A 12919-nucleotide genomic window follows, 5' to 3' on the forward strand; every position below is an offset into this window, starting at 1 on the left:
GTCAACGGCCGCGTGATGGTTGTTTGACCTTGATAAGAGCGATCCGCTCCTGCGTGATCTCGGCCTTGAGCCGCAGCGTCTCCGCCTCCTGGGCCAGCGTCAACGCGGCCGCCTGCAACTTTTCCGCCTCGGCCTGCCGGCGCAGCAGGGCCATCGCCGCGCGCCGCAGCGGCCGCAGGCGCCCCACCAGCGATCCGGCGGCCAACACCAGCACCAGCAGCCCCACCAGCACCACAGCGATCACGACCCACAGGACCATGCCTACCCCGCTCCGCCGATCGGCGCTCGTCCGCCGTCGTGGGCAAGGCCCGTAGCCTCACGGCTCCCGCTCATGGGCGCTAACTGTACTGGTCGAGCGCGGCCGCCGCCTGCTGACGCACCCGCTCGACGAGGTCGGCGGGCGCGACCACCGTGGCGTCCGGGCCGAGCCCGAGCACGAAGCGCTGCGCCCAGGCCAGGTCGGCCACCCGCAGCGAGACGAGCCACTCCTCGCCGTCGGGCCGCACGTCCTCACACGGGTAGTACTCCGTGATCCACCGGCCGCCGCGCCCCACCCGGAGCGTGACCAGGGGCAGCTCGGGGCCGGGCTGGTAGACGCCGCCGCTCACGTCGTGGAGCCGCACCTCGCCGGGCAGGCGGGCCGGCTCGTCGAGCTCGGTGAGCGCGTCGATGCGGTCGGCCCGGAACATGCGCACCGCCTCGGCCCGCCGGCACCACGCCTCCAGGTAGGCGCGACCGGCGACCACCAGCACCCGGATCGGGTCGACCACGCGCTCGGTCAGCTCGTCGCGGGTCGCCGTGTAGTAGGTGATCCGCAGCGCCCGCCGCCGCTCCACCGCGCCGCGCAGCGTGTCGAGGCGGTCGGCGTTGCCGGGCAGGCGTACCTCCACCGGCGCGCTGGTCAGGTCGCCGGCGGCGCTCTCCAGCTTGGCGAGGGTGCGCTCGATGGCGTCGCGGTTGGCCATGCCGGGGGTCTCGGCCAGCATGCGCAGCGCCACCACCAGGGCGAGCGCCTCGTCGGGGGTGAGCCGGAGCGGCCGGTCGATGCCCGCGTCGTAGGTGATCGTGACCCGGTCGCCGTCGAACGCCATGTCGATCAGGTCGCCCGGCCCGTATCCGGGCAGGCCGCAGACCCACAGCAGCTCCAGGTCCTCGCGCAGCTGCTTGTCGCTCACGCCCAGCTCGGCGGCCGCCTCGGCGAGCTCGATGCCGGGGCGGGCGAGCAGGTAGGGCACGAGGTTGAGCAGTCGGCCGAGCCGGTCGGCGGACGCCCGGGACGGCGCGGTCATCCGGCCGCCACCGACGCCTCCTCGTGGCGGGTGGCGATCTCCTTGAGCCGCTGGATGACCGCCTCGCGCACCTCCGGCGGGTCGAGCACGCGCACGTCGGCGCCGTAGCCCACCACGGACGAGGCGAGCCCGTCGGGGTCGGCGAACGGCAGCACGAGCTTGTCGCCCTCGGGTGTCGCCTCCGCCTCGGCGGCCCACCGGCGCAGCCCGGCCGCCCGCCCGGGGCGCACCAGCACGGTCGCCCGCCCGTTGCGCTCGACCGGCCCGGACCAGCGGGCCACGTGGCTGATCAGGTCGACGCCGGCCGGCGGCTCGTAGGCCTCCGGCTTGCCGGTAAGCCGCACCTGCCCCACGATCCGGGAGAGCCGGAAGCAGCGGGTGGCCTCGCGGTCGAGGTCGTGCCCCACCACGTACCACCTGCCGCGCCAGCAGACCACGCCCCACGGCTGGAGCCGCCGGCTGGTCGGGCCGTCTCCCTCGGGCACCCGGTAGTCGAAGGCCACCGTGCGCCGCTCGCGGGCCGCGGTGGTGAGCGGCGCGAAGGCCGGGTCGACGGTGACCACCGGCTCGACGCCGAGCGTCGCCGAGGGGTCGATGTCGATGCCGGCCGCGCGCAGCTTGGCCAGGCCGGACGAGGCGGCGGCGGCGAGCCCCGCGTGGCGCCACAGCCGCGCGGCGATGCCCACGGCCGCGGCCTCGTCGGGCTCGAGCTGGATGTCGGGCAGCGCGTACTCCCGGGCGGCGATCCGGTAGCCGGGCTCGGCGTCGAACACGCTCGCCGTGCCCGTCTCCAGCGGCACGCCCAGCTCGCGCAGCTCCGCCTTGTCGCGTTCGAACTTACGTTGGAACGCCTCGTGGTCGCGCGGGTCGTCGGGGTTGTGCTCGTAGCCGGGAACCGTCGCGGCGATCTGCGCGGCGGTGAGGAACCGCCGCGTGGAGAGCAGGCAGATCACCAGGTTGACCAGGCGCTCCGTCCGTGACCTCGACACGACCAAGACTCTAGCCCCATTCGCACGCCCGTACGTCTCCCCCACGCCGCGTCGCCCGGCCGGTTCACTCATCCTGGGAGACAATCTGCACGTGTCGGACAGCCGCCCCGCTCCCCTGCCGCCGGACCTCAACGCGCGCCTCGGCGAGGGCGCCGGCGCCTCGGAGAGCGTCGGCACCGTGATCGTGGCCGGCCTCGCCAACCTCGCCATCGCCGCGGCGAAGCTGGTCGCCGGCCTCATTTCCGGGTCCGCGGCCATGATGTCGGAGGCGGCACACTCGCTCGCCGACACCACCACGGAGGTGCTGCTGTTCACCGCGCTGCGGCGCGGCGCCCACCCGGCCGACGAGCGGCACCCCTTCGGGTACGGCAAGGAAAGCTACGTCTGGGCCTTCATCGCGGCGCTGTTCACGTTCGTGGCGGGTGCCGGCTTCTCGGTCACGCACGGGGTGAACACGATCATCTCCGGCGAGCACAGCGGCGAGTACCTGGTGTCGTACGTGGTGCTGGCCATCTCGTTCGTCATCGAGTCGATCTCCCTCTCCCGGGCGGTGCGCCAGGTCCGCGCCTCGGCGCGCGGGTGGCGGGTCACCCCGGCCCGGTTCCTGCGGGTGACGCCCGACACCACGATCAAGGCGGTCTTCCTGGAGGACAGCGCCGCGCTCGTCGGCCTGCTGCTGGCCGGCACCGGCCTCGGCCTGGCCCAGGCGACCGGCGACGAGCTGTGGGACGGCCTCGCCTCCATCGCCATCGGCCTGCTCCTGCTCGTCGTGGCGGCCGCCCTGGCCCGCACCAACATCTCGCTGCTGGTCGGCCGCGCGGCCACCCCGCGCCTCCGCCGCATGATCACCGAGGAGATCTCCGCCATCCCCACCGTGGAACGCGTCGACACCCTCCTCACCATGCAGCTCGGCCCCGCCGAGGTGCTCGTCGCCGCCAAGGTCGACTTCGCCGACGACGCCACCGGCGCTGACATCGAGGCCGCCGCCGACGAGGCCGAGCGCCGCCTGCGCGCCCGCTACGGCGGCATCCGGTACGTCTTCCTCGACCCGACGCGGCGGCGTGGTTAGGTGTCCGGCATGGTTCGCTGGCGCTCGGGTGTGGTTTCGTCGGTCGGTCGTCGCTGGAAGGGCGTCGTCACGCTCGAGGTCGACGTGTCGGCCTCGGTTGTTCGGGCCCTCGCCTACCCCGCGCTGACCGGTGAGCCCGCGGTGGGCGACCGGGTCCTCCTGAACGTGGGCGCGCTGGACCTCGGCCTCGGCACCGGCGGTTACGCGCTCGTCGTCGCGCTGCCGGATCGGCTGCCTCCGGACTCGGGTGACCTCTCGCGTTCCACCGGCCACCTGGTGAAGGCCCGGTACACGCCGCTCCAGGCCATCGTGCTCGGCGTGGACGAGGAGGCCTCCCCGCACCGCGCCGTCATGGAGTCGGTCGACTCCGTCGACGGCATGCCGGTGGTGGTGGCCGACCTGCACTCGGCGCTTCCCGCCATCCTGGCCGGCGTGGGTTCCGACCTCTCGGTCGCGTACGTGATGACCGACGGCGGCGCGCTCCCGGCCTGGTTCTCCCGCACGCTCGACGGCCTACAGGGCCACCTGGCCGGCGTGGTCACGGTCGGCCAGTCGTTCGGCGGCGATCTGGAGGCCACCACCGTCCACAGCGGACTCCTGGCCGCGCGGCACGTCCTCCGCGCGGACGTCACCGTGGTCACCCAGGGCCCCGGCAACTTGGGAACCGGCACCGCGTGGGGCTTCAGCGGCGTCTCGGCCGGCGAGGCGGTCAACGCGGCCGCGGCCGTCGGCGGCCGCCCGGTGGCCTCGCTGCGCCTGTCCGACGCCGACCCCCGCCCCCGCCACCGCGGCGTCTCCCACCACAGCCTGACCGCGTACGCCCGGGTCGCGCTGACCCCGGCGGACGTGGTGGTCCCGTCGCCCCTGCCCTTCGACGTCGAAGACGCGCTGGCGGCCTTGTCGGCACGCCACCGGATCGTCCACGTGCCGGTGGACGGGCTGGAGGCGGCCCTGAAGGCATCGCCGGTGCCGCTGTCCACGATGGGCCGCGGCCTGGACGCCGACCCGTGGTACTTCCTGGCCGCCGCGGCCGCCGGCCGCCACGCCGCGGCCCTGCTCGCGTAGGTCAGCCGCCACCCATCGTGGGGCGGCCCTGGACGCCCACCTCCAGCTCACCCATGCGGTTGTCGAACTCGCTGCGCCACGCGTCCGTCTCCACCCGCACCGCCTCGTTGACCCGCCCGACGAACTCCCGCGCCCGGCCGATCAGCGCGCGCACCTCCTCCGCGGTGGGCTCCCGGTCGCCGATCGCCGCCATCTCCGCCGCCCACCCGACCCGGAAGTCGGTCAGGTCGGCCTGGATCAGCGTGGCGGTGGCGACGTACCGAAGCCAGGCCGACGAGTAGCCGAAGAACCGGTCGTAGGCGACGCTGCCGGCGGCGAGGGCGAGCAGCAGGTAGCCCCAGTTGCCGTACTCCGGATGCCGGGACGCGAGCGCGACCACGGGCACGGCGCCGCCGAGGGTGGCGAGGATGATCGCGAGCGCGCGGAGGCGGCGCGACCAGCGCGCCTTGTAGCGCTTCTCGGCCAGGTACCAGCCGACCGCCTCGTTGGCCACGCCCTCGGCCCAGGCACGGAGGGCGGCGAGGTCCGCGCGCAGTGCGCCGGGCGCCCAGGTGAGGGCCGGCAGGTCCGGCAGGTCGAGGTCGTCGGGCCGGCGCGTGGGCGCGGTCATCGCGTCCACCACTCCCATTTCGATTTTTCCTCCCACAGATACGCGTTGGAGGGTGGTCGCAGGTCCGGCCGCGCGATCGCGACCCGGTCCAGAAGGGCGTTGAACGACGGGGCGTCGTTGGACCCCGAGGGAGGTCTGGTGAGGGCCTCACCAAGGTGCCGGAACAGCACCGGCAGCCCGGCGGCGAGCGCGTCGGCGCGTTCGATCAGCCAAGCCGCGAGCGGGTTGTCGCGATTCACCGGTCCCAATCGATGGCGAAGCAGTTCGACCGGCGCCTCGTATGGCACGAAGAAGAGCGGCGGAAACCGGGCGAGCCCTCGTGCCAGCTCAGGCCGCCGGTTCGATCGCACGGAATACCTCGCCTGGCTGTCGGGACCAGCTGGGCGCCAGGTCATGTCCAGCCCCAACTGGATCACGGACGCACCGACCAGGCGCTCGAATCCGTGTCCGCCGTACCGCCTTGGACGAGGCCAATCGGACGAATCCCAGCCCTTGAAGGTGGCGAGGGACGCCGTCCCGCCCGCCCGCACGTCGGCGAGGCTGCGCCGACCGCCGTCCATCTCGATGACGGCCTCGCCCTCCCAGTCGCCGCCGGAGAGCAACGGGTCTTCGAGCACGCCGGCCAGCACGACGGGTTCGACCGGACGAAACTCGAGGAACCTGGTGCCCATGGTGGCTCGCGCCAGCCAGTCGAAGGCGCCGCCGAGATATGGCCGGGCCGCTCGGCGCACCGACAGCCACATGGCCGAGTGGATCGCGACGGAGAGGCCGGACGTCCGCTGCCGCGACATCGTGACGTCCGGCCGAAGGCCGTCCGCCAACGCGACGACGCCGACCGGGATCACCGCGCCGCTGTCGATCCAGCCCCGAACGAATTCGTCTGGCTCGGGAAGTGCGATGCCGTTGTGCGACCACCGCGGCTTCCCAAAGCCGGCGACTTCGAGGTGACGCAGAGGTTCGCTGTCCAGCGCGATCTCACCGCGCGAGGAAAGTCCGAGGAAAAGGGGGAGATGCGGGACCGCGCCGCGGATCGCGGCGATCAGACGGGCCGCCAGGCCCTCGCGGGCTGAAAAGTCGGCGACCGCGCGAAGTACGTCGATGTCCCGGACTTCTCGCCGCACGACCACCTGCCACCTACGCTCGCTTGTCCTGTCGATGCTGACGTGGTAGCCCGCGACAGCCTCGGCGAGGGCGTCGCGAAGGCGGTCGGGAAAAACCTGGCGCTCCTCCTCGGGCCAGCCGGTCAGCAGGTCGGTGTATTGGACCGTGCCCGGCGCCGCCACGACCCGAGCACCGACGGCGACGAGCTGGCCACGCAGCCTCGGGGTTGGCGACGCCGCGGTGAGGTCCAACGGCAACGCACCCAGTTCCAGATCACCAAGGAACGGGGATGACGTGGTCGCCTCGGCCCGTAGGCGCGGAGACGAGACGGGCTCGGGCAGCCAGGGCCGATCGGTGCGGGCGGCCGACTCCGCTCCCACCGGCTCACCGTTGTAGGTAACCGCGATGGGCGGACAGTGGATGTAGCCGCCGACCCGAGTCGCGAGCTCCGAGGTCGTGATGTCGACGTTGGTCGGATCGATCCGGACGGCTATGCGGGTGCCCGCCTCCTCCTGATAGCCGACCTCCCCGCCGCCTCGAACCGGCAAGGGTGTGGCAGGCATGTGCGGCTCGCGGAGAACAAAATACTCCTCGCGCCGGTCGAGGGAGAGTCGCAGTGGCTTGGCGAGCGTCCCGTCCGGCAGCAGCCTGCGGGTGGACAGCTCCACCCTGTCGCCGGCGAGGAAGCAGGACAGCACGCCGATCCCGAACCGACTGATGGCCACGAAGTCGTGCTCGCCACGACCGCGGCGCAGCAGGTCGGCGCGGAGCTCCGCGGTCCGGTAGTAGGACCGGCCGACGCGAAGGAAGTAGTCGCGGAGCCGGTCCTCGTCCATGCCGACGCCGTCGTCGTCCACCCTGACCCAGACGAACCCGTCGCGATCCTCCCAGCACGAGACAGCCACGCCCCGCGGGTGATCCTCCGGATATAGCACCGCACGGAGCCGCACCGCGTCGATGGCGTTCTGGAGCAGCTCGCGGACGAAGACGTAAGGGTCTTCGTACAGCCGCTCACCCGTGAACAGCTCCAAGACGGCCGAGCGGTCCAGCTCGAACCTGAATTCGCCGTATTTGTACCCATCGCTGATGATGTTGCGACGGTCCACCTCGCCCGGGAGTATCAGACCCCGCCAGCGCGGGTGGCATGTGTCGAGCACCGCCCGGGAGCGGCGGACCTCGTCGTCGACCACGTCGAGAAAACGCCGGATGTCGTGCTCGACGGCCGGACTCTCGGGGCCCGCCACAAAGTGCAGCGGATACCCGGCCTCGCGAGAGGCGGGAAACGTGAAGCCGTCCGTGGCGAGGTGTTTTCGCCATTCGGCGTCACTCGTCGCGGTGCGATGATCGGCCCGGGCGGCGAGCCCGAGGTGTTCGTAGATCGACCTCGGCGTGCGTGAGCCGTCGAAGTCGAGAATGTCCGCGAGCCGCAGGAGGATGGCGCACAGCCGCAGGTCGCAGGCGCCAAGGAAATGCGGATCGAATCCGTCCCCTTTGAGATCGGCCGCGGGCCCGTTGTGGCTCCGGCAGAGCATCCCAAGCGCGTCGCGAAGCGAGACGGCGCCCCATTTGAGGCGCTCCTTCTGGATGTGGTTCAGGTGCGCGTACACCCGGTCGGCGTGGCGGAAACGGCAGTAGTTTTCCAGCACCGACAACGGTGGCTCGCCGTCGTTGTGCCGTACCGCCAAGTACTCCTCGGGCCGGCCCGCGAGGTAGGCCTCGAACTCCGGCTGCTCCTTGGTCTGGCCCAGCTCTTCCGGCGTGTAGACCATGCCGATGTCGTGGTAGTAGGCGGCCAGGATGAGCATGGCCGCCTCAAGGCCGCTCAGGTCGGTGACGCGCTCCCCCAGCAGGTCGCCCATGATGCGCAGCACGTTCGCCGAGTGCAGCTCGTCGTGGAGGGTGTACGTGGGGAACGTGTCGCGGACGAGCCGCAGCTTGCCGGCGGCCTCCTCCGCGAGGTCTTTGACCAGGGGCGCGCGATCCCGCGCCTTCTCCCGGAGCACCGCCCAGATCGGGCCTTCTTCGATGTCCACACTCGACCTTCGTCCGACGGGTAACGCCGCACTGTAGCGAGTGGACGCAAGCTACGAGAAGACGATCAGGCCGATCCAGGCCGCCAGGAAGACGCCGAGGGCCACCGCGAGCACCCAGGTGGGCACCCGGTACTCGCCGCGGCGGTTGCGGGCGATCTCGTCGGCGATCTTTTGCCGGCGGCGCTGCACCAGGCCTGGCTTGCGCTGGTCGTCGGGGGAATCCACGGCACCAAGTCTCACATGCTGGCGATCAGCCGCTCCACCCGCTCGTCGTACGCGCGGAACGGATCCTTGCAGAGCACCGTGCGCTGGGCCTGGTCGTTGAGCTTGAGGTGCACCCAGTCGACGGTGAAGTCGCGGCGCTTTTCCTGTGCGTGGCGGATGAACTCGCCGCGCAGGCGGGCCCGCGTGGTCTGCGGCGGGGTCTCCTTCGCCTCGAAGATCTCGAGGTCGGTGGCCACGCGGTCGACCTGGCCGCGCCGCTCGAGCAGCCCGTACAGGCCACGGCCGCGGCGCAGGTCGTGGTAGGCGAGGTCCATCTGGGCGACCCGGGGGTGGGAGAGCGGCAGGTCGTGCTTTTCCTGGTAGCGCTCGATCAGCTTGAGCTTGCTCACCCAGTCGATCTCGCGGGACACGGGCTCGAGGTCGCCGGTCTCGACGGCCCGCAGGACCCTCCCCCACAGCTCGACGACCCGCTTGGCGGTCTGGTCGCCGCCGCGCCGCTCGACGAACTCGGTGGCCTTCGCCAGGTACTCCTGCTGGATCTCCAGGGCGCTGACCTCCTTGTTGGAGGCGAGGCGGACCTTGCGGCGGCCGGTGATGTCGTGCGAGACCTCGCGGATCGCCCGGATGGGGTTTTCCAGCGACAGGTCGCGCATCACCACGCCGGCCTCGATCATGCGGAGCACGATGTCGGCGCTGCCGACCTTGAGGAGGGTGGTGACCTCGTTCATGTTGGAGTCGCCGACGATCACGTGGAGGCGCCGGTAGCGCTCGGCGTCGGCGTGCGGCTCGTCGCGGGTGTTGATGATCGGGCGGCTGCGGGTGGTGGCCGAGGAGACGCCCTCCCAGATGTGCTCGGCGCGCTGGGACAGGCAGTAGACCGCGCCGCGCGGGGTCTGGAGCACCTTGCCGGCGCCGCAGATCAGCTGCCGGGTGACCAGGAACGGGATCAGCACGTCGGCGAGCCGCCCGAACTCGCCGTGCCGGGAGACGAGGTAGTTTTCGTGGCAGCCGTACGAGTTGCCTGCCGAGTCGGTGTTGTTCTTGAACAGGTAGATCTCGCCGGCGATGCCCTCGTCGTGCAGCCGCTTCTCCGCGTCTACCAGCAGGCCTTCCAGGATCCGCTCGCCGGCCCGGTCGTGCGCGACGAGGTCGGAGACGGAGTCACACTCCGGTGTGGCGTACTCGGGGTGGGAGCCGACGTCGAGGTAGAGCCGGGCACCGTTGCGCAGGAAGACGTTGCTGGAGCGCCCCCACGACACCACCCGGCGAAACAGGTAGCGGGCCACCTCGTCGGGAGAGAGTCGTCGCTGTCCTCGGTAGGTGCAGGTGACGCCGTATTCGGTCTCGAGCCCGAAGATTCGCCGTTCCATGAAGAGACACTATCCGTCCGAGGGCCCGGATCGTCACTCCTGACGCAAGGTTTCGGTGTACTCGCGGCATGTGTCGTACGACGGCAGGGTGCCGGCCGCGCGCGCCGCGTCGAGCGACGGCGCCGCGTCGTCGCGGGCGGAGAGCGTCGGAGCGGCCGCCGGCCACTCGATGCCGAGCGTCGGGTCGAGCGGGTGCACGGTGTGCTCGGCCGCCGGGTTGTACGTGGTCGAGCAGAGGTAGGTGAGCGTCGCGTCGTCGGTGAGCGCGCAGAAGCCGTGGCCCAGCCCTTCGGCGATGTAGACCGCGCGGCGGTCGACGTCGTCGAGCCGCACCGCCTCCCACCGGCCGAACGTCGGCGAGCCGACCCGGATGTCGACGATCACGTCGACCACCGCGCCGCGCGGGCAGGTGACGTACTTCGCCTGGCCGGGCGGCACGTCGGCGAAGTGGATGCCGCGCACCACACCGGCCGCGGAGACCGACATGTTGGCCTGGGCGAGGTCGAGCGGGTGCCCGACCACCTCGGCGAGGCGATCGAAGCGGTACCACTCGAGGAACAGCCCGCGCGGGTCGCCGTGCTGCTGGGGCGTGACCTCCCACGCCCCCTCGATGCCGAGTGGGCGGATCTTCACGACGGGAACCGCGCCACGGTCACGAACTCGTTGTAGGTGAAGAGCTTGCCCATGAAGCGCGGGAACGGGAACGAGTACTGCTTTTCCACCGTCAGCCCCAGGTCACGGCAGATCGCGGCGGCCTCGGCGAAGCCCACGAAGCGCACGTGGGTGGCGTCGCTCGCGTACCCCCGCTCCTGCGGGGTGATGAAGACGGCCTTGCCGCCCGGCTTGACGCAGGGCAGGTAGGACTCGACGACCTTGCGGGCCTGCTCCTCGGGCATGTGCTCCAGCAGGTGGGCGGCGAGCATCGAGTCGAACGTCGCCGCCCGGTCGGTCTCGAAGAACTCGTTGATCGTGTACGCCTCGAAGCCCTGCGACCGCGCGAACTCGACCGACGTGGGGTTGTGGTCGACGCCAACGCCGTTGCCGCCCAGGTGGGCGAGGTTGCGACCGAGGCCGCAGCCCACGTCGAGGGTGCGCCCGAGCTTGAGGCGGCGGATGTTCCACCGGTAGGGGCGCTGGACGTCGAGGACCTGCTTCCACCGGGCGCCGGTCACCCGCTGGAGGCGGTCGGTGTAGTCGGCACCCTGGGTGCTCGGCTTCTCCTGCTGCACGGCGCGAAGCCTGTCAGACCCGGCCGGCGGACCGCAACCGGGCACGCCTACACATAGTCAACCTTCTCCTCCGTACCCTCGGTCACCGCCCGCGCCAGCAGGTCGCCGAGCAGCGGGGCGAACTTGAACAGATTGTCACCGTAGACCGCCGTGAACGGGCCGCGCCGCCGGAGGTGGAAGCCGTCGCCGAGCCCGGCCATGGTGGTGCAGTAGACCTCGTCGAGCACCTCCGGCACCACCCCGTCGAGGTGAACGCGGACGTAGTCGAGCACCGCCTCCCGTGCGGCCCGGGTCGCCTCGGCCCGCCCCGCCTCCCAGGCGGTCGCCGCGTGGTCGAGCAGGCCGCCGACCGCCCACCGTCCCGGCCGCGCCATGTGCTGGTAGGTGGCCATCCGGCCGGAGCTCTGGTCGATCCAGGCGGACAACGGGCCGGTGCGCGTGGTGGCGAACGTGAACCGCACATGGTGCGCCAGCACGGTCGGCGTGTAGAGACCGACCTGCGCGGCCAACGACGAGGTGCCCGCACCGGCCGCGATCAGCACGGCGTCGGCGTCGACCGCCCCTTCGGGCGTGTGCACGCGCGCGCCCGAGCCGCGCTCTTCCAGCAGGTACACGACGCGGGTCTGGAAAGCCGCGCCGACGCGGCGGGTGAGGTGGGCGCCGGTGCCCTCGGCGTCGATCACGCCGCCCGTGGTGTCGAGGAGCGCGACGTCCGGGCCGCGCCGCGCCGGGATCCGCGCGTCGGCGCCGACCGTCTCGTAGGGTGCGCCGGCCTTGCGCATGGCGGCGGTCCAGGCCAGCGTGTCGGCGCCGCTCACCAGGCAGCCCACGTCGTGGACCAGCGGCCGGCCGGCGGCCTCGCTCCAGCGCCTCCAGCCGGCCCGCGCCTCCCGGGCCAGCGCGACGAGGTCGGCGCTGCCGTGGGCGAGCCGGAAGATCCGCGACGAGCCGGTGGAGCGCTCGGCCATCGGGCCGGTGCGGTCGAGGCACAGGACGTCGTGGTCGGCATCGAGCAGCGCGGCCGCCGCGGCCAGCCCGACCACGCCCGCACCGACGACAGCGACCCGCATCAGAGCTCTTCGAGCAGGCCCAGCAGGTAGTCGCCGTAGCCGCTCTTGGTCAGCGGGTCGGCCAGCTCGCGCACCTGGGCGGTGGTCAGGAAGCCGGCCCGCCAGGCCACCTCCTCCACGCAGCCGATCTTGAGGCCCTGCCGCTCCTCGATCACGCGCACGAACTCGGCCGCCTGCATCAGTGACGTGAACGTGCCGGTGTCGAGCCACGCGGTGCCGCGGTCGAGGACGGTCACCGACAGCTCACCCTTTTCGCGGTATGCCTCGTTGACCGCGGTGATCTCCAGCTCGCCCCGGTCGGACGGCTTGAGGCCGCGGGCGATCTCGACCACGCGGTTGTCGTAGAAGTACAGGCCGGGCACCACGTAGCGGGACTTGGGGCGGGCCGGCTTCTCCTCGATCGACAGCACGCGCCCCTCGCCGTCGAACTCGACCACCCCGTACGCCTCCGGGTTGGCCACCGGGTAGGCGAACACCCGCCCGCCGACCAGGTCGTCGTTGTGGCTGGCCAGCTGGTGGCCGAGGCCGACACCGTGGAAGATGTTGTCGCCGAGGATGAGGGCCACCGGCTGGTCGCCGATGAAGTCGGCCCCGATGACGAACGCCTGGGCGATCCCCTCCGGCCGCGGCTGGGCCGCGTAGCGCAGGTCGAGACCCCACTGCGAACCGTCGCCGAGCAGGCGCCGGAACTGCGACTGGTCCTCCGGCGTGGTGATGATCAGGATCTCGCGGATCCCGGCCATGACCAGCGTCGACAGCGGGTAGTAGATCATCGGCTTGTCGAAGACCGGCATGAGCTGCTTCGATACCGCCCGGGTGATCGGCCACAGCCGGGAGCCGGTGCCGCCGGCGAGAAGGATTCCACGCAC

At 71.8% G+C, this 12919-nt stretch carries 13 protein-coding genes; 2 read left to right on the top strand and 11 right to left on the bottom strand.

Annotation, left to right across the window (positions count from 1 at the left end; translation table 11 throughout):
• Window position 1: 1 nt before the first annotated feature.
• From AC5L36_RS09760 to AC5L36_RS09770, 3 genes are all read right to left on the bottom strand, one after another.
• Window positions 2–259, bottom strand: a complete 258-nt coding sequence (locus AC5L36_RS09760) for a hypothetical protein (RefSeq protein WP_441214623.1) — start codon at window positions 257–259, stop codon at window positions 2–4.
• A 79-nt stretch (window positions 260–338) separates the two neighbouring features.
• On the bottom strand, window positions 339–1289 hold the full coding sequence (locus AC5L36_RS09765) for a helix-turn-helix transcriptional regulator (RefSeq protein WP_441214624.1): 951 nt from the start codon (window positions 1287–1289) through the stop codon (window positions 339–341).
• Window positions 1286–2278 carry a helix-turn-helix transcriptional regulator gene (locus AC5L36_RS09770; protein WP_441214625.1) on the bottom strand — a complete coding sequence of 331 codons (993 nt, stop codon included), beginning with the start codon at window positions 2276–2278 and terminating at the stop codon, window positions 1286–1288. Before AC5L36_RS09770 ends, AC5L36_RS09765 begins: the two co-directional genes overlap by 4 nt.
• A 115-nt stretch (window positions 2279–2393) precedes the next feature.
• Here AC5L36_RS09770 and AC5L36_RS09775 point away from each other — a divergent pair, with 115 nt between their 5' ends.
• Together AC5L36_RS09775 and AC5L36_RS09780 are read left to right on the top strand one after the other, a co-directional pair.
• Window positions 2394–3347 carry a cation diffusion facilitator family transporter gene (locus AC5L36_RS09775; protein ID WP_441214950.1) on the top strand — a complete coding sequence of 318 codons (954 nt, stop codon included), beginning with the start codon at window positions 2394–2396 and terminating at the stop codon, window positions 3345–3347.
• A gap of 9 nt (window positions 3348–3356) precedes the next feature.
• Window positions 3357–4412, top strand: a complete 1056-nt coding sequence (locus tag AC5L36_RS09780; RefSeq protein ID WP_441214626.1) for a DUF3866 family protein — start codon at window positions 3357–3359, stop codon at window positions 4410–4412.
• Between the two features lies 1 nt (window position 4413).
• On the opposite strand, the gene AC5L36_RS09785 is transcribed toward AC5L36_RS09780, so the two are convergent.
• The 8 genes from AC5L36_RS09785 to rfbA are packed head-to-tail and all read right to left on the bottom strand — an operon-like array spanning window position 4414 to window position 12919.
• On the bottom strand, window positions 4414–5022 hold the full coding sequence (locus tag AC5L36_RS09785) for an SLATT domain-containing protein (RefSeq protein WP_441214627.1): 609 nt from the start codon (window positions 5020–5022) through the stop codon (window positions 4414–4416).
• The gene (locus tag AC5L36_RS09790; RefSeq protein ID WP_441214628.1) at window positions 5019–8156 is read right to left on the bottom strand and encodes an HD domain-containing protein; all 3138 of its coding nucleotides are present in this window, start codon (window positions 8154–8156) and stop codon (window positions 5019–5021) included. Before AC5L36_RS09790 ends, AC5L36_RS09785 begins: the two co-directional genes overlap by 4 nt.
• A gap of 51 nt (window positions 8157–8207) precedes the next feature.
• Window positions 8208–8381 (bottom strand): hypothetical protein, encoded by a 174-nt coding sequence (locus tag AC5L36_RS09795; protein WP_441214629.1) that lies wholly within the window; start codon window positions 8379–8381, stop codon window positions 8208–8210.
• An 11-nt stretch (window positions 8382–8392) separates the two neighbouring features.
• Window positions 8393–9751, bottom strand: a complete 1359-nt coding sequence (gene pafA / locus AC5L36_RS09800; protein ID WP_441214630.1) for a Pup--protein ligase — start codon at window positions 9749–9751, stop codon at window positions 8393–8395.
• 33 nt (window positions 9752–9784) lie between these two features.
• On the bottom strand, window positions 9785–10384 hold the full coding sequence (locus AC5L36_RS09805; protein ID WP_441214631.1) for a dTDP-4-dehydrorhamnose 3,5-epimerase family protein: 600 nt from the start codon (window positions 10382–10384) through the stop codon (window positions 9785–9787).
• Complete coding sequence (locus AC5L36_RS09810; RefSeq protein ID WP_441214632.1) at window positions 10381–10980, bottom strand: class I SAM-dependent methyltransferase; 600 nt, start codon at window positions 10978–10980, stop codon at window positions 10381–10383. Before AC5L36_RS09810 ends, AC5L36_RS09805 begins: the two co-directional genes overlap by 4 nt.
• Window positions 10981–11027: 47 nt before the next feature.
• Window positions 11028–12050, bottom strand: a complete 1023-nt coding sequence (locus AC5L36_RS09815) for an FAD-dependent oxidoreductase (RefSeq protein WP_441214633.1) — start codon at window positions 12048–12050, stop codon at window positions 11028–11030.
• Window positions 12050–12919, bottom strand: a complete 870-nt coding sequence (gene rfbA / locus AC5L36_RS09820) for a glucose-1-phosphate thymidylyltransferase RfbA (RefSeq protein ID WP_441214634.1) — start codon at window positions 12917–12919, stop codon at window positions 12050–12052. Before rfbA ends, AC5L36_RS09815 begins: the two co-directional genes overlap by 1 nt.

Source organism: Phytohabitans sp. LZ39 (genome assembly GCF_059359075.1).